This is a genomic window from Streptococcus oralis (assembly GCF_023611505.1).
In the GTDB taxonomy this organism is placed as follows: Bacteria; Bacillota; Bacilli; order Lactobacillales; family Streptococcaceae; genus Streptococcus; species Streptococcus oralis_CT.
Map to the genome: position 1 here is coordinate 1,804,039 of NZ_CP097843.1, position 16,292 is coordinate 1,820,330.

The window sequence follows — 16,292 nt, forward strand, 5'->3', positions numbered from 1 at the left end:
TTTTTTTTGGAGGTAGTGAGATGAGCGACTCAAAATATATGAAATTAGCAATAAAATTGGCACAAAAAGGAGCTGGTTACGTCAATCCCAATCCTATGGTTGGCGCAGTTATTGTAAAAGATAATCACATTATCGGACAAGGTTATCATGAGTTTTTTGGTGGCCCACATGCTGAGAGAAATGCTCTAAAAAACTGTAGAGAATCCCCTGTCGGAGCGACGCTTTATGTAACACTTGAACCCTGTTGTCACTTCGGGAAAACACCTCCTTGTATAGACGCTATAATCGATAGTGGTATTACAAGAGTAGTCATTGGAAGCCTAGACTGTAACCCTATTGTATCTGGAAAAGGAGTAAAGATACTTGAGGAAAATAATCTTCAAGTTACTGTTGGAGTTTTAGAAAATGAGTGTCTTAACTTAATAAAAAGTTTTAGAAAGTATATTACCCAGCATGTACCCTATGTTTTTATGAAATATGCAATGACAATGGATGGAAAAATAGCCACTAAAACAAATCAATCCAAATGGATTACTGGAGAAGAGGCAAGAAAGCATGTACATCAGTTACGACACCATGTTAGTGCGATTATGGTGGGAGTCAATACTGTTATTCAAGACGATCCTTTGCTGACATGTAGATTGGAGGAAGGGAAAAATCCTATCCGTATCATATGCGATACACATTTACGAACTCCTCTTACCTCTAAAATCGTAAAAACAGCAAATGATATTAAAACTTACATTGCCACTTCCTCTGAAGACAAAAATAAAATGAAGCTATATCAAAATCATGGCTGTGAAATACTTTCCATAAAGAAAAAAGGCAATCATATAGACTTATCAAGTTTAATGCAACATCTAGGAAACATGCAGATTGATAGCCTACTTCTGGAAGGGGGCAGTCTAATGAATTGGAGTGCTTTAGAACAACAAATTGTTGATGAGCTGAAAATATATATTGCACCAAAAATTTTTGGAGGCAATGCCAAGTTTCCTGTCGGAGGTGAAGGTATTTCTTTGCCAAATGACGCTATTAGCTTGAAACCTTATGCTTTTTCTCAAATAGGAGATGACTATCTCATAGAAAGTGAAGTGATTTATCCATGTTCACAGGAATAATTGAAGAAATCGGAAAAGTTGAAAGAATACAGAAAGACTCTCGTAATTGCAAACTATCAATTAAAGCCTCAAAAGTATTAACGGATATCCATTTAGGCGATAGTATAGCAGTAAATGGTATCTGTCTTACAGTTACTCATTTCAATCATCAATCCTTTACAGTTGATGTAATGAATGAAACATGGAGCCGAACAGCTCTTACACTATTAAAACATGGAAGTGAGGTAAATCTAGAAAGAGCCTTATCTGTCAACAGTCGACTTGGAGGTCACGTCGTTACAGGACACATTGATGGTACAGGAAAAATCTCGTCAATAAAAAAAGATGATAATGCTGTATGGTATCAAATCAACACACAAAAAGAAATTTTAGATTTAATAGTTGAAAAAGGATCTATTACAATTGACGGCATTAGTCTGACTGTCGCTAAAGTCTCCAAACTAAACTTTTCAGTATCTGTTATCCCTCATACTTTGGAACAAACTATTCTTAAGAGTAAACAAGTCGGATGTACAGTAAATCTTGAAAATGATATATTAGGTAAATATGTGCAAAAACTAATGGATAACTCTCCGAAGTCAGAGATATCTAAGGAACTATTATACCAAAATGGATTTTAGCAGAAAGGATGATCAGTCAATGGAATATCGAAAAATACAAGAATCATTAGAAGCATTGCAGAAGGGACGACTTGTTCTTGTTATAGACGACAAGGATAGAGAAAACGAAGGAGACTTAATTTGTTCCGCACAAGCAGCTACAACAGAAAATGTTAATTTCATGGCTACTTATGCCAAAGGATTAATTTGTATGCCTATGAGCGAAAGTTTAGCTAATCAATTAATGCTTTCACCTATGGTTGAAAACAATACAGATAATCATAAGACTGCTTTTACAGTTTCAATTGATTATAAGGAAACGACCACAGGTATTTCTGCCGAGGAAAGAGGATTGACCGCACGTATGTGTGTCTCCGAAGATATAAGACCCTCTGATTTTCGCAGGCCAGGACACATGTTTCCTTTAATTGCGAAAAACGGTGGTGTTCTAGAAAGAAATGGACACACAGAAGCAACTGTTGATCTATTAAAATTAGCAGGACTAAAAGAGTGTGGCCTATGTTGTGAAATAATGAATCATGATGGCAAAATGATGAGAACAGATGATTTAATTCAGTTCTCTAAGAAACACAACATTCCATTAATTACCATCAAAGAATTACAAGAATATAGAAAAGTATATGATCAGCTGGTAGAACGAGTTTCAACTGTCAATATGCCTACTAGATACGGTAATTTTAAAGCAATTAGCTATATAGATAAACTAAATGGGGAACATCACCTTGCTCTTATTATGGGAAATATAGAGGATGGAACCAATGTATTATGTCGGGTCCACTCTGAATGTTTAACAGGAGATGTTTTAGGCTCTTTACGGTGCGATTGTGGACAGCAATTTGATAAAGCTATGAAAATGATTGCTGAGAATGGTTCGGGTGTCTTACTTTACTTGCGACAGGAGGGACGAGGAATTGGACTTATCAATAAATTAAAAGCCTATCATTTACAAGATCAAGGAATGGATACGCTTGATGCCAATCTTGCGTTAGGATTTGAAGGTGATTTAAGAGAATATCACATTGGAGCACAAATGATTAAAGACCTGGGACTACAGTCACTGCATTTACTGACAAATAATCCTGACAAGGTTGAACAGTTAGAAAAATATGGAATTACCATTTCCAGTAGAATACCAATCGAAATAGAAGCTAATCCTTACGACAGTTTTTATTTAAAGACAAAGAAAAATCGAATGGGGCACATTTTAAATATGGAGGAAAAATAAATGAAGACTTATGAAGGTAATTTAGTAGCGAACAATATTAAAATAGGCATTGTTGTAGCGAGATTTAATGAATTTATAACTTCAAAATTATTATCTGGAGCACTAGATAATCTCAAAAGAGAGAATGTAAACGAGAAAGATATCGAGGTAGCCTGGGTTCCAGGAGCTTTTGAAATACCACTGATTGCATCAAAAATGGCAAAAAGTAACAAATATGATGCAATTATCTGCTTGGGAGCTGTCATTAGAGGTAGTACAAGTCATTATGATTATGTATGTAGCGAGGTATCTAAGGGAATCGCCCAAATCAGTTTAAATAGCGAAATCCCAGTTATGTTTGGTGTGCTAACGACAGATACAATTGAACAAGCCATAGAGCGAGCTGGTACTAAAGCAGGAAATAAGGGTTCTGAGTGTGCACAAGGAGCTATTGAAATGGTCAACCTAATTCGTACGTTAGACGCTTAGAACAGACTCTACTTTTAAGTGAATAAAGAAACTTGGCAAAATCGCAATTTAATACCCTATAAAAATCATAGAGCAAACTAGGAAGCCAGTCGCAGATTGGTAAAACACAGCTTCGATGTTACAGACAAAACTGACAAAATTAGCTCAAAACACTATTTTGAGATTACTGATAAAACTGACGTGGTTTAAAGAGATTTTTGACGAGTATTCGGAAGAAAAAAGTAAATATTTCTATGATAAAACGCATAGAATCAAGGTTTTTGAATACCTGATTTTATGCGTTTTTCTGATTTTGAAAATTTCCCCCAGATTTTTTTGTATTTTTATACTCAATGAAAATCAAAGAGCAAACTAGGAAACTAGCCGCAGGTTGCTCAAAACACTGTTTTGAGGTTGCAGATAGAACTGACGAAGTCAGCTCAAAGCACTGCTTTGAGGTTGTAGATAAAACTGACGAAGTCAGTTATCTATATATATACGGCAAGGCGACGTTGACGTGGTTTGAAGAGATTTTCGAAGAGTATTAATATTTCCCCAACTCTCGGAGGCTGGTATGATTCTCCTGAATACGTCGGAACATCTTTTCCATGTCTGACTTGGTGAAATGCACCAAAACAGGACGTCCATGGGGACAGTTATAGGGGTTATCACATTGAGAGAGCTGATAGAGGAGCTGTCTGGCTGAATGGTCATCGATACGATGGTTGGCCTTGATTGACCGCTTGCAGGACATCATGATGGCTAGCTCTGCTCGGTATTTCTTAATCGAAACTTCCTTGGTCAAGAGCAGCATGTCACACATTTCATAGATACCAGATTCGATTTCTTCCTCTGCCATCCAAATAGGATGTTCACGCAGGATGAATTGATTTTCTCCGTACTCTGCTAGAAAGACGCCCACTTCCTCCAAAAGAGGCATTCTTTCCCTGAGACGCAGGGCATCATCCGCAGGAAATTCAAAGATATAGGGAACTAGGAGTTGTTGCTGGCTCTGGTCAACATTCCCAATACTTTCTCGATATTCCTCATATTTGACCCGTTCCTGAGCGGCGTGCTGGTCTATGATGTAGAGCCCATCTCGACCTTGGGCAAAGAGATAGGTCCCGTGCATTTGCCCGAAAAATTCCAATTCTGGAAAGCTTGACGATTCTTCTCGCTCCAGCTTATCATAAGCCTTATCGAGACTAGCAAGGTCCAACTCTGGATGGTCTAATTGGTCATAGTTAGCAGGCTTTCTCTCTGCAAAATGCAGTTTTACTGGCTTAGTCAACTGGTCCAAGGTTTCCTTAGCAAACAGGGTTAAATCCTGCCCTTCCTCAGTTAATTCAACCTGATGATCAGCCACCTCAGCTTGACAAGGTCTTGAGAGTTCTGTTTTTTCATAGTAGAGCGTATTTTCTTTGAGTGGGAGAATGGTCTGTTCTACCTTTTGACGATTGCGCACGGTCGACTTGGCAAGATTTTCCAAGGCATCAGGTATCAAGGTTTGTTCCTTAAGACTCTTTGCGATGGCTTCTGAGACAAGTGCCATCAGTTCTCTTTCCTTAGAAATCCGCACTTCTTGCTTGGTTGGATGCACATTGACATCAGCTAGATAGGGGTCGATATGGATGTGAATGACAGCCAGTGGAAAACGCCCTACCATGAGCTTGCTTCCGTAACCGTCAAGAATAGCGCGATTTAGTAGAAAGTTCTTGATATAACGGCCATTGATGAAGAGGCTGATATAGTTGCGATTAGCTCGAGTTAACTCAGGCAGAGACACAAAACCTGTAATTTCGAAATCTAAGTCAGAGTTCTCAATTTCAATCATCTTCTTGGCACTCGCCAAACCGTAAATCCCTGCGATGGCTTGGCGTAGTTGACCAGTCCCTGCTGTCCGCGTCATTTCCTTGCCATCACTGATTAAACTAAAAGAAATCTCAGGATGAGCCAATCCCAGACGGTTGACAATATCAATGATATGAGACAGCTCCGCTTGCTGGCTCTTCATATACTTGAGGCGGGCAGGTGTGTTGAAAAAGAGGTCCTCTACACAAACCTTAGTCCCCACAGGACTAGTCGCTGGGATGACTTCCTCAACTTCTCCCCCACGCGCAACGAGCTTGGTCCCATGACTCGCACCATCCACCGCCGTCAACAAAGTCAAAACACTGACAGACGCGATAGAAGGCAGGGCTTCACCACGAAAACCAAGCGTCCGAATCCGAAAGAGATCTGCTTGATTTTTTATCTTACTGGTCGCATGGCGACGCAAGGCCAATTCCACCTCATCGTGGGCAATTCCATGACCATTATCTGTTATTTGGATTTTCTTAAGACCAGCTTCCTCAATCTCAATGATAATCTGGCTAGAACCCGCGTCGATAGCATTTTCTACCAACTCTTTGACCACACTGGCAGGACGTTCAATGACTTCTCCTGCCGCGATCTGGTTTGCCAGCACCTCTGGCAATTCAATAATATGAGACATCTTTCAGCCCCTTTCTGTATCTATTTTCCTAGAAATTGATTAGTGCTATTATACCATATTTCAGATACTATCAGAAAAAGCAAATACCACATAGACTCCAAATCTCTCCACATAGACAAAAGCTCTTGCCATGGGTCGTAAAATAGTGTTTAATAAAGGTGTACAGGAAGTGATCACAATCTTGTATAACTGAAAAGGAGGGAAATTTATGAAAGTAGAACTACAGATTAAGGAGACTTACGAGGAGGAAAAGCTAATTATCCAAGCACCTCAGCCGACCGAAAAAGTCCAGAAAGTCATCGAGTTCGCAGAAAATCTTGACCAAAAAGAAACAATCAAAGGAAAGATTGATGGTCAGGTCTATCTAGTTGAAATTGGCAAGATTCAGCGCTTCTATATCGAGAATCGAAAGGTTCTAGCAGAAACGTCGAGTCAGACCTACAGCATTGATTTGCGACTCTATCAAGTTCTTGAAATTCTACCGACCACTTTTATCCAAATTTCCCAATCTGAAATCGTCAATATCAACTCCATCTCTCATCTCAAGCTCACCCCCAACGGTCTGGTAGAAATCTTTCTAAAAAATGAAAGATTCACCTACTCTTCACGGCGTTACCTAAAAACCATCAAGGAGAAATTAGAACTATGAAAAAACAAATCTTTCACGATGCTGCTGCTGGTGTTCTTATCGGCCTCATCCTCTCTATCCTCTTTTCACTCATGTATGCACCAAATACCTATGCCCCACTGAGTCCCGAGTCTCTTATCGGCCAAGTGATGGTTCAACATCAGGTTCATGGTGCCCTGGTCTTGCTCTACTGCACGATTATCTGGTCAGCTATCGGCGTTCTCTTTAGCTTTGGCAGCCGCTTATTCAACCGTGACTGGAGCCTGCTCCGTGCCACACTTTCCCATTTCTTCCTCATGCTGGCTGGCTTTGTCCCACTGGCAACTCTGGCTGGTTGGTTCCCCTTCCACTGGACCTTCTATCTCCAGCTCATTCCAGAGTTTACGATTGTCTACCTCATCATCTGGGCTATTCTCTATAAAAGAGAAGCTAAAAAAGTAGACCACATCAATCAACTCTTGGCTCATAAAAAGTAATAGAGAAATCCCATTCACAAAGGCGCGAGTGGGATTCTTTTTATAATTTTTGTTTGAACTCAACTAAGACATTCATAGCCTGCATAGGTGTCATATTGTACACATCCAGTTTAGCTAATTCTTCTAGAATAGGATGATCTTCAGGCGCATCAAAGAGTGACATCTGCTCTGTGACAGCACTTGTTTCTCTCATCGGAGCAGGACTTTCCGTCCCTTGACTCTCCAGTTGAGTCAAAATCTTATCTGCTCTTGCTAAAAGTTCTACTGGCAAGCCAGCAATCTTAGCAACATGGATACCGTAGGATTTGTCAGCTGGCCCTGGTTCGATCTTGTGAAGGAAGGTGACCTGCCCATCCTGCTCCAAGGTTGCCACATGAACATTGACCAAGTGTTCCAAGCTAGACTCCAGACTGGTCAACTCATGGTAGTGGGTCGCAAAGAGGGTTTTGGCTCCGATATGTTCATGAATGTATTCGATGATGGATTGGGCAAGAGCCATCCCGTCATAAGTCGCAGTTCCCCGTCCTAACTCATCAAAGAGAATCAAGGAATCCTTGGTCGCATGCGAAATGGCATTGTTGGCCTCCATCATCTCTACCATGAAGGTTGATTGACCTGAAACCAAGTCATCTGCTGCTCCAATGCGAGTAAAGATAGCATCGAAAATAGGCAAATGGGCGCTCTCAGCCGGCACATACGAGCCTAGCTGGGCCATAACCGCTGTTATGGCTAGCTGACGCATGTAGGTAGACTTCCCACTCATGTTTGGCCCTGTGATTAGCTGAATACTCGTATCTTCTGACATCTGAATGGTATTTGGAATATAAGTCTGAGCCCCCATAACCTTTTCAACGACAGCATGACGTCCTTTCTGGATATTGATTTGTGAGTCCTCTCCAAACTCAGGTCGGATCAAATGCTGGGTTTCAGCCACAACTGCTAAACTCTGCAAGACATCGACCGTCGCAATTCCTTGGGCTAAAGCCTGTAAACGCTGGATGTACTTGCTGACTTCCTCACGGATACGCATAAAGATTTCGTACTCTAGGTTGGCTGACTTCTCACGCGCCTCCAACATATCTCCCTCAATACGAGCTAATTCCTCGGTTCCAAAGCGTTCCGAGTTTTTCAGGGTCGCCTTGCGGAAAAAGTGGGCTGGCACATTTCCCAGTTGCGAATTGGTCACATGGAAATAGTAGCCATCCTTTTTATTGTAGTCAATCTTAAGCGTGCTGATACCAGAGTTTTCTCTCTCCTTAGCCTCAATCTCAGCAATCCAGCCAGTCCCTTCTCTGAGTACTCGGCGGTATTTATCCAAGGTCTCATCAAATCCAGTTCGGATAATGCCACCTTCTGTAATCACATGAGGGGCCTCAGGAGCAATCGCTGCGCTAATCAAGCTCTCCAACTCTGGAATGGCATCCAACTGTGCGATGAGATAGGCCAGAGCAGGTTGCTCCATTCCCTCTAAAATCGCTCGAATCCGTGGCACACTAGATAAGGTAGTCGCTAACTGCAAGAGATCCTTGGGATTGGTTTTGCCAAAAGAAACCCGACTAGCCAAGCGTTCAATATCATAAACTCCCTTGAGACTGTCCGTTAAATCACTACGCTCAAAGAAGTGGTCAAGAAAGACCTGCACCACCTCTTGACGCTGGACGATTCGCTCCTTATCAATCAAGGGACGATGAATCCAAGAACGTAAGAGCCGCATACCCATAGCCGTTTTGGTTTCATCCAAAAGCCAGAAAAGACTGCCTTGCTTCTTGCCTGAACGGGCATTCTCAACCAAATCCAGACTAGCCTTGGTCGCATAGTCCATCTGTAAGAAATCTTTGATTTCATAGCGAATAACTGGTTTAAGATGATTCAATTCCCGCATCTGGGTACGGTGGACATACTGGAGCAGCTTACTAGCTGCCGCTTGCTCCACAGCTGCCAAGCGCGAATCCAGTAGATGGACATCCTCAAAGGATTCTTTTTCATAAGAAAGAACCAAATTCATCTGTCGACTGAGGATTTGCTCTTCTTCGTCTGACAAGTCATAACCCAGTACCACTTCTCGGGCTTTGAGGTTACGGATTTCCCCACAAACTAGCGTAAAATCCAATAAACCAGTCACATAAAAGTCACCCGTCACCAGATCCATATAAGCCAGACCAAATTGATTGCCATCACGATCTAAGGAAACCAAGAAATTATTCTGACTATCGGGCTTACTGCTATCGACGACCGTTCCAGGCGTGATGACCTGGACCACCTCTCGCTTGACAACACCGACTGCTTGTTTGGGATCTTCCATCTGCTCGGCTATGGCCACCTTATAGCCCTGCTCGATCAATACGTCGATATACTGCTGGGCAGAATGATAGGGGACACCTGCCATGGGTATCGGATTTTCTGCATTTTTATTCCTACTCGTTAAGGAAATTTCTAAAATCTGTGCTGCATTGATTGCATCTTCATAGAACAACTCGTAAAAATCACCCATCCGAAAAAGCAAAAAAGCATCTGGGTATTGTTTTTTAATATCCACATACTGTTGCATGCCGGGTGATAGCTTTTCTGTTGCCATTTTCCGTCTCTCCTTGCTAAAAATAAGTCTTGAGAGCAACTCCCAAGACCTTATTTATCTTTCATCAAATCTAGCAAACGATCTTCCATCAGCTTGGCAACGTGCTGGTCTCGACAAATAACCAATAAGGTATTAGCACCAGCAACCGTTCCTAAAATCCATTCATCCTTGTTTGCATCTACAATGTTTGCTAAGACTGCAGCTTCTCCAAGTTTGGTATGAAGTACCAAGGTGAACTCTGCTCTTGCAACTCCTTCTAAATGATGAGACAAAAACTCAACTAAATCAATCTTATCTGTCTCATTTGCTAGTACATAATACACCATATCATTTTTCTTAACCTTGGTCAAGCCGATTTCACGCAAATCACGTGACAAAGTCGTTTGTGTCACATAAACATTACGAGCTTCTAAACGATCTTGAATCTCTTTTTGTGTCCCAAGTTTTTCTTCGGTGATCATCTTTTTAATCAATTGATGCCGTTCTCTTTTTCTCATATTATCCTCTTAAGTGAATATTTATAACAAGTTTTACATTTATTTTATAACTACATTATACCAAAAAAACTAGATAATTCAAAAAAATTCTTTTCTTTCTCAAAAAATGTAGTAAATTGTGTTAAAATAGTAAAAAAGCCCAAAAGGAGCCCTTATGAATACAAAAGAATTGATTGCTAGCGAGTTGGCTAGCGTCATTGATAGCCTGGACCAAGAGGCTATTTTAAATTTACTGGAAACACCTAAAAACTCAGAAATGGGAGACATCGCCTTCCCTGCCTTTTCTCTAGCAAAGGTCGAGCGTAAAGCTCCGCAAATGATTGCAGCAGATATTGCTGAAAAAATCAATAGTCAAGCCTTTGAAAAGGTTGTTGCTACAGGACCTTACGTCAACTTTTTCCTTGATAAAAGTGCTATTTCGGCTCAAGTATTACAGGATGTTATCACTGAAAAAGAGCACTATGCTGACCAAACCATTGGCAAGCAAGAAAATGTCGTTATCGATATGTCTAGTCCCAACATCGCTAAACCATTTTCTATTGGTCACCTGCGCTCAACGGTTATCGGAGATAGCTTATCACATATTTTCCAAAAAATCGGCTATCAAACGGTCAAGGTCAACCACCTAGGAGACTGGGGAAAACAGTTTGGAATGTTGATTGTTGCCTACAAGAAATGGGGAAATGAGGAAGCCGTTAAAGCGCATCCAATCGATGAACTTCTTAAACTCTACGTTCGCATCAATGCTGAAGCTGAAAAAGACCCTAGCTTGGATGAAGAAGCACGCGAATGGTTCCGCAAACTGGAGAATGGAGATGAGGAAGCCCTCGCTCTCTGGCAATGGTTCCGTGATGAAAGTTTAGTGGAATTCAACCGCCTTTACAATGAATTGCAAGTCGAATTTGACAGCTACAACGGGGAAGCCTTTTACAATGATAAGATGGATGCTGTTGTAGACATTCTCGCTGAAAAAGGACTTCTTGTTGAGTCAGAGGGAGCCCAAGTTGTCAATCTTGAGAAATATGGAATTGAACATCCAGCCCTTATCAAAAAATCTGATGGTGCAACTCTCTATATCACACGTGACTTAGCTGCAGCCCTTTACCGTAAAAACGAATACCAATTTGCAAAATCCATCTATGTTGTTGGTCAAGAGCAATCTGCCCACTTCAAACAACTCAAGGCAGTACTACAAGAGATGGGCTACGATTGGAGTCAAGACATTGTCCATGTTCCATTTGGATTGGTAACAAAAGAAGGGAAAAAACTCTCTACTCGTAAAGGAAATGTCATCTTGCTAGAGCCTACTATTGCAGAGGCTGTTAGTCGTGCCAAGGCCCAAATCGAAGCGAAAAATCCTGAGTTAGAAAATAAAGACCAGGTTGCCCACGCTGTTGGAGTTGGGGCTATCAAGTTCTATGATCTTAAAACCGACCGTACAAATGGATATGACTTCGACCTTGAAGCTATGGTATCCTTTGAAGGAGAAACTGGGCCTTACGTTCAATACGCCTACGCTCGTATCCAATCTATCTTGCGCAAAGCCGATTTTAAACCAAATACAGCTGGCAACTACAGCCTGAATGATGCTGAAAGCTGGGAAATCATTAAACTACTCCAAGACTTCCCACGTATTATCAATCGTGCAGCAGATAACTTTGAACCTTCTATCATTGCGAAATTTGCGATTAGTTTGGCTCAAGCATTTAACAAATATTATGCACATACACGTATCCTAGATGAAAGTTCTGAGCGCGACAGTCGTCTAGCTCTCAGCTACGCAACCGCAGTCGTCCTCAAAGAAGCTCTTCGTTTGCTCGGAGTAGAGGCACCGGAGAAGATGTAAATCGCCAAAGTTACTTGATTGCAAAGCAATCTAAGTAACTAACACCAAATCCTATCAGGGATTTGGCTTGGCGCTTCACTAGTAAAGAAACATAAATATTCTCGATTTATGTTTCTTTACGTCGTAACCAGAGACACTTGCCTAAACACCTCACTAAATTGGTCAATCAAATCTATTAATTAGTTTAAGGGCTGGTCGTAATCTTCAAGTCACTTGAATGCAAGTCAATCTAAGCAACGAATGTCAAAGCCTATCATAGATTTGGTTAGGCGCTTCACTAATTCGATCTATTCACTACTATTTCTTTATCATACATGGAGATTTCCTATGAGCCAATATGCTTATATCCTCGTTATAATTAGCTTGGTTTTCCTTTTTCTGCTCAATAAGTACGAGAAAGAAAGACTGCAAAAGCTCTACCAAGAGCAACTCTTGAAGGATGAAATATTTAAGGCTGACATCAAAGAGAAAATTCACACGACTGACAACATCAATGATGTCATTGCACATATCAATAAAACTTACCATCTGGGAATGTTGCTCTCAAAAGACGTCACAGATCAATTGAAATAATCAAAATCCGAGAAGCTTTCTTCTCGGATTTTTATTCGCCCTAGTCAACGTCATCCCCTTGAAACAGCCACAGTTATTTTCATATGATTTTTGTGAATTTTTTCAGGATTTTCTAACTTTTTTCAAAATATTCCTGCATTTCCTTTAAGTTTTTTGTAGAATAGTAGCTATCTATTCAGATTATTCTGAAAATTCAAAAATAGGAGTGTTTATTATGTCACAAGTTACGTTATCAAACCAGTCAACCTGGGCAAGCAAACTAAAGGCAATGGGGCCAGGAATCCTAATGGCTTCTGCTGCCGTTGGAGGTTCTCACATTGTATCTTCTACTCAAGCTGGTGGTTCCTATGGTTGGTCACTACTCCTCTTGGTTATCTTGGCCAATGTTTTTAAATATCCATTTTTCCGTTTTGGTGCCGAATATACTGCCGACACTGGCAAAACCTTGGTGGAAGGTTATGCCGAAAAAGGAAAACTCTATCTCTGGATTTTCTTTGTCCTCAACGTCTTCTCTGCCATGGTTAATACAGCTGGAGTCGCTATCCTTTGCTCAGCCATCATCGCTAGCGCCTTCCCAATGATTGGCCTTAGCATCACTCAGTGGTCCCTGATCCTTGTTGCAGTCATTTGGGCCATGCTACTATTTGGTGGCTACAAACTGTTGGATGGTATGGCAAAATGGATCATGTCTGCTTTGACTATTGCAACTGTTCTTGCAGTTATCATTGCAGCAATTAAGCATCCAGAATACAGCTCTGATTTTGTCGAAAAGACACCTTGGCAAATGGCGGCCCTCCCTTTTATTGTTTCCCTCCTAGGATGGATGCCTGCCCCTATTGAAATTTCAGCCATCAACTCACTCTGGTCTGCTGAAAAGAAAAAGACTGTCAACTTTAATACAGAGGACGCCCTTTTCGACTTTAACGTTGGTTACATTGGAACTGCTATCCTGGCTGTATTCTTTGTAGCACTCGGAGCACTCATTCAGTATCCTACAGGACAAGCAGTTGAGGCCGCTTCAGCCAAATACATCTCTCAATTCGTGGGTATGTATGCCTCTGTTCTTGGAGAATGGTCCCGTTACTTGATCACCTTCATCGCCTTTCTCTGTATCTTTGGAACAGTCATTACTGTTATCGATGGCTATTCCCGCGTTAATCAGGTTTCCCTACGACTCTTGTTAAGTCAAAAAGAGGATGATAGCAAATCTTTGAACATCTGGATGACCCTCACAGCTGTTATCGGTATCATCATCATCAAGTTCTTTGCTGGTCAAGTATCAACCATGCTTCGCTTCGCCATGATTGGTTCTTTCCTGACAACACCATTCTTCGCTCTTTTGAACTATGTATTGGTCACAGGTGAAAATAAAAATCTTCCTTCTTGGTTGAAACTCCTCGCTATCGCAGGATTGATTTTCCTCTTTGGCTTCGCTATCTTCTTTATCTATGCACTTGCTATCGGAAAAGCAGGATAGTTTATAAATGGCACCCTTACGGGGTGCTTTTTGTATACACAAAAAGCAGTTGAAAATCTCAACTGCCCCTCAGTACTACTTTATTTTTCTGTTTCTAACTCATACAAATCTGCAATGATTGCTGCGACCTTTTTAATATCTCCCAGCATACCACGCATTTCAAAGTCAGCCAAAACTGGGAAACCAAAGCGCTGACTATACTGCTTGGCTGTCAGACAGTATTGATTGTTAAAATTACGATTACCAGAACCGACTACCCCAAAACACTTACTAGCATTGTCCCCATAGGCGATAAAGTCGCCCACTGGAGTCGTTAGAATCTCAACATCGCCGTTATCGACGCCGTTCCCACCTTCTAGATAGGTCGGCAAAAAAGCGATATAGGGATGTTCCATTTCAAAGAATTCTTGACCTTCCTTGACTAGGTCCTTGATATGGATTTTTTGGACCTCAATCCCTTCGTACTGGGACAAGAGATAATCCTTGAGTCGGGTTACAAAACTTTCTGTATTCCCACTCAGACTGATATACACTAAGGATATTTTTTTCATGTTGACCTCGATTTTTATGTTTACGATATAAAAAGAACTACCAAAATTGTAACTTGATAGTTCTTTTTTGTCAATACTTAAGCAGCCTCTGAGTGTGTCTGTTTTTGGGAGAAAATGAAAAATCACCAATAGAACGTAAATAAAAGACCGAAACTTTCAACTTTTTCCTGTCCCAGTCTTGATTTATTGTTCTTTTGATGATACAATAGCTTTAAACTGATTGAACAAGTGTTGGTTGTTTAATCGGTGGGCGTTTGAGTGTTAGTAGCACTCAGCGCCTTTTGTTCGTGTTTTTTATAATTCCATTATACCACTTTGGGAGGGGAATGCAAGCATTTTCCCAAACTTTTTTTCTAAAAGGCTTGACAAATCATGGTTTCATCTGTTTTTCAATCCCTTTCATCGGTAAGAGCTCCCCAATACTTCGGTTTTCGGTTTGAGAGATTGACCTGTGGTAGTGTATAATCTGATTTTTGAGTATGTTGAAAGTGACCAGGATAATCTTTTTCCTGGTCTTTTATTGTTTGGTAGGATTTCCTCCAATCTCCGAAAAAGAGGTCTCTCAATTCTCCTGTATGGTTTAAAAGAATGGTTTGGCTCATAGTATCAGCGCCTTTCTCACTCCAATACATACCTCTATTTTTCATTCGATACGTCACTTTTCGATGCTGAGATTCCATGATACCAATACCCTTGCTACTGAGTCCAAAGCTCTCAGGATGATCAGTATATTTAAAGTTTTTCAGAAGTTGTCTTCTGAAGCGTTGAAAAGACTCTAATTTTTTGTCTGATTTAATCAAAGATTCAGCCGTATCAAGTACCGTTTTTAGTAACCCCTTATCTCGGCTCTTGACCGCTTCAAAGGCTTGTTTGGTCAGCACTAAAGGAAAAGTACGTAAATTCTTTTTCAGGGCTTGATTCACGTGAAAAGCATCCCAAAAGTGCAAATGCTCTTTAGGCTTAAAAGCACTAACTAAGTCCTTAAAGTCCGTAGGAGAATAGCCTTTACCACCATCAGAATTAGTCACAATGACCGTTTCGGGAGTAATTTCAAAATGCCTAGTCAACAAATCCATTAGTCTATCTTTGGCTTTATGATAGCGTGTAGAGATAACTTCTATCTTGTCTTTTAAGATATTCCTCTTCCCCTTCTTGCTTCCAGTATGGACAACAAAATGACTTAACTCAATAGACTTCTTTTTCCTGTCAGGCATTGCCTGTTTGACCCAAACCCCATCACCTTCAATATAGACTTTCTTTGCTCTCACTTTGTCCTGGTTATCTTCAGACCAGTCTGAAGCTGATAAGGAGTCGTACTCCTCTTTTTCAGCTAGGAGTTCACCTGCCACGTCTAAAGCGTGCTGAACTGTATTCTTGGTGATATAGATTTCCTTTAACATTTCCATCACCGATACAACTTTACGATAGGGCATAAAATTAGCAAGCTTGGTCACCTGGTAAAGTAGCTCCTGAGAAAACCTCGATCTTGGTTCTAGTCCTAGCTTTTCATCAACAGGGATTCGGATGGTGTCATCTTTCTTCCATCTGCTACGTGAAAAGGTCATTTCTCCAAAAGAAAAAATAACTGTCCGCTCTTTTTGATTGATTCTTTTGTACCCCTGCGCTCGCATACTAGGGGCAATGAATTTTTCATAGTTTTCAATCATCTTCAGAAAAGCCCGTTGATTATTTTGGTTCAACTGCCTTGAAAATTCTCTTTCGTCTAACACGGTTATATCCATTTTTGTCACCTCAATCTTCG

14 protein-coding genes are annotated in these 16,292 nt (G+C 40.8%); 9 read left to right on the forward strand and 5 right to left on the reverse strand.

Translation table 11 applies throughout. The features are described 5' to 3' along the window. The first annotated feature begins 20 nt into the window (after positions 1-20). The 4 genes from ribD to ribH are packed head-to-tail and all read left to right on the forward strand — an operon-like array spanning position 21 to position 3,434. The gene (ribD, locus tag M9H69_RS09125) at positions 21-1,121 is read left to right on the forward strand and encodes a bifunctional diaminohydroxyphosphoribosylaminopyrimidine deaminase/5-amino-6-(5-phosphoribosylamino)uracil reductase RibD (RefSeq protein WP_045617813.1); all 1,101 of its coding nucleotides are present in this window, start codon (positions 21-23) and stop codon (positions 1,119-1,121) included. Continuing rightward, positions 1,106-1,741 (forward strand): riboflavin synthase, encoded by a 636-nt coding sequence (gene ribE / locus M9H69_RS09130; protein WP_061588592.1) that lies wholly within the window; start codon positions 1,106-1,108, stop codon positions 1,739-1,741. Before ribD ends, ribE begins: the two co-directional genes overlap by 16 nt. 19 nt (positions 1,742-1,760) lie before the next feature. Beyond that, positions 1,761-2,966: a bifunctional 3,4-dihydroxy-2-butanone-4-phosphate synthase/GTP cyclohydrolase II gene (locus tag M9H69_RS09135; RefSeq protein WP_025169579.1), complete on the forward strand. Its 1,206-nt coding sequence runs from the start codon at positions 1,761-1,763 to the stop codon at positions 2,964-2,966. Beyond that, positions 2,967-3,434: a 6,7-dimethyl-8-ribityllumazine synthase gene (gene ribH, locus M9H69_RS09140; RefSeq protein WP_000860624.1), complete on the forward strand. Its 468-nt coding sequence runs from the start codon at positions 2,967-2,969 to the stop codon at positions 3,432-3,434. 523 nt (positions 3,435-3,957) lie between these two features. Here the strand turns inward: ribH and mutL are convergent. Further along, the gene (mutL, locus tag M9H69_RS09145) at positions 3,958-5,907 is read right to left on the reverse strand and encodes a DNA mismatch repair endonuclease MutL (protein ID WP_250315451.1); all 1,950 of its coding nucleotides are present in this window, start codon (positions 5,905-5,907) and stop codon (positions 3,958-3,960) included. Between the two features lie 208 nt (positions 5,908-6,115). Here mutL and M9H69_RS09150 point away from each other — a divergent pair, with 208 nt between their 5' ends. Both M9H69_RS09150 and M9H69_RS09155 read left to right on the forward strand, forming a co-directional pair. Beyond that, positions 6,116-6,556 (forward strand): LytTR family DNA-binding domain-containing protein, encoded by a 441-nt coding sequence (locus M9H69_RS09150; RefSeq protein WP_250315452.1) that lies wholly within the window; start codon positions 6,116-6,118, stop codon positions 6,554-6,556. Continuing rightward, entirely contained in the window at positions 6,553-7,011 is a 459-nt protein-coding gene (locus tag M9H69_RS09155; RefSeq protein ID WP_250315453.1) for a DUF3021 domain-containing protein, read from the forward strand. The genes M9H69_RS09150 and M9H69_RS09155 overlap by 4 nt, the downstream gene beginning before the upstream one ends. Before the next feature lie 40 nt (positions 7,012-7,051). Here the strand turns inward: M9H69_RS09155 and mutS are convergent, their stop codons facing one another. Both mutS and argR read right to left on the reverse strand, forming a co-directional pair. Then, the gene (gene mutS, locus M9H69_RS09160) at positions 7,052-9,586 is read right to left on the reverse strand and encodes a DNA mismatch repair protein MutS (protein WP_250315454.1); all 2,535 of its coding nucleotides are present in this window, start codon (positions 9,584-9,586) and stop codon (positions 7,052-7,054) included. A 50-nt stretch (positions 9,587-9,636) separates the two neighbouring features. After that, a complete protein-coding gene (argR, locus tag M9H69_RS09165; RefSeq protein ID WP_001231483.1) occupies positions 9,637-10,083 on the reverse strand; it encodes an arginine repressor in 447 nt (148 codons plus the stop codon). Positions 10,084-10,237: 154 nt separating this feature from the next. Here argR and argS point away from each other — a divergent pair, with 154 nt between their 5' ends. From argS to M9H69_RS09180, 3 genes are all read left to right on the forward strand, one after another. After that, on the forward strand, positions 10,238-11,929 hold the full coding sequence (argS, locus tag M9H69_RS09170) for an arginine--tRNA ligase (RefSeq protein WP_250315455.1): 1,692 nt from the start codon (positions 10,238-10,240) through the stop codon (positions 11,927-11,929). A gap of 327 nt (positions 11,930-12,256) precedes the next feature. Then, positions 12,257-12,502: a hypothetical protein gene (locus M9H69_RS09175; RefSeq protein ID WP_000084849.1), complete on the forward strand. Its 246-nt coding sequence runs from the start codon at positions 12,257-12,259 to the stop codon at positions 12,500-12,502. Between the two features lie 214 nt (positions 12,503-12,716). Next, entirely contained in the window at positions 12,717-13,979 is a 1,263-nt protein-coding gene (locus M9H69_RS09180; RefSeq protein WP_250315456.1) for an NRAMP family divalent metal transporter, read from the forward strand. Between the two features lie 80 nt (positions 13,980-14,059). Here the strand turns inward: M9H69_RS09180 and nrdI are convergent, their stop codons facing one another. Both nrdI and M9H69_RS09190 read right to left on the reverse strand, forming a co-directional pair. After that, a complete protein-coding gene (nrdI, locus tag M9H69_RS09185) occupies positions 14,060-14,530 on the reverse strand; it encodes a class Ib ribonucleoside-diphosphate reductase assembly flavoprotein NrdI (RefSeq protein WP_000724242.1) in 471 nt (156 codons plus the stop codon). Between the two features lie 389 nt (positions 14,531-14,919). Further along, positions 14,920-16,272, reverse strand: coding sequence for an ISLre2 family transposase (locus tag M9H69_RS09190; RefSeq protein ID WP_250315253.1), 1,353 nt, complete (start codon positions 16,270-16,272; stop codon positions 14,920-14,922). Between the last annotated feature and the right edge of the window lie 20 nt (positions 16,273-16,292).

Excerpts from the sequence above, each read along its gene's own strand:
- ribD (WP_045617813.1), top strand. The coding sequence starts at position 21 with ATGAGCGACTCAAAATATATGAAATTAGCAATAAAATTGGCACAAAAA.
- ribE (WP_061588592.1), top strand. The coding sequence starts at position 1,106 with ATGTTCACAGGAATAATTGAAGAAATCGGAAAAGTTGAAAGAATACAG.
- M9H69_RS09135 (WP_025169579.1), top strand. The coding sequence starts at position 1,761 with ATGGAATATCGAAAAATACAAGAATCATTAGAAGCATTGCAGAAGGGA.
- ribH (WP_000860624.1), top strand. The coding sequence starts at position 2,967 with ATGAAGACTTATGAAGGTAATTTAGTAGCGAACAATATTAAAATAGGC.
- mutL (WP_250315451.1), bottom strand. The coding sequence starts at position 5,907 with ATGTCTCATATTATTGAATTGCCAGAGGTGCTGGCAAACCAGATCGCG.
- M9H69_RS09150 (WP_250315452.1), top strand. The coding sequence starts at position 6,116 with ATGAAAGTAGAACTACAGATTAAGGAGACTTACGAGGAGGAAAAGCTA.
- M9H69_RS09155 (WP_250315453.1), top strand. The coding sequence starts at position 6,553 with ATGAAAAAACAAATCTTTCACGATGCTGCTGCTGGTGTTCTTATCGGC.
- mutS (WP_250315454.1), bottom strand. The coding sequence starts at position 9,586 with ATGGCAACAGAAAAGCTATCACCCGGCATGCAACAGTATGTGGATATT.
- argR (WP_001231483.1), bottom strand. The coding sequence starts at position 10,083 with ATGAGAAAAAGAGAACGGCATCAATTGATTAAAAAGATGATCACCGAA.
- argS (WP_250315455.1), top strand. The coding sequence starts at position 10,238 with ATGAATACAAAAGAATTGATTGCTAGCGAGTTGGCTAGCGTCATTGAT.
- M9H69_RS09175 (WP_000084849.1), top strand. The coding sequence starts at position 12,257 with ATGAGCCAATATGCTTATATCCTCGTTATAATTAGCTTGGTTTTCCTT.
- M9H69_RS09180 (WP_250315456.1), top strand. The coding sequence starts at position 12,717 with ATGTCACAAGTTACGTTATCAAACCAGTCAACCTGGGCAAGCAAACTA.
- nrdI (WP_000724242.1), bottom strand. The coding sequence starts at position 14,530 with ATGAAAAAAATATCCTTAGTGTATATCAGTCTGAGTGGGAATACAGAA.
- M9H69_RS09190 (WP_250315253.1), bottom strand. The coding sequence starts at position 16,272 with ATGGATATAACCGTGTTAGACGAAAGAGAATTTTCAAGGCAGTTGAAC.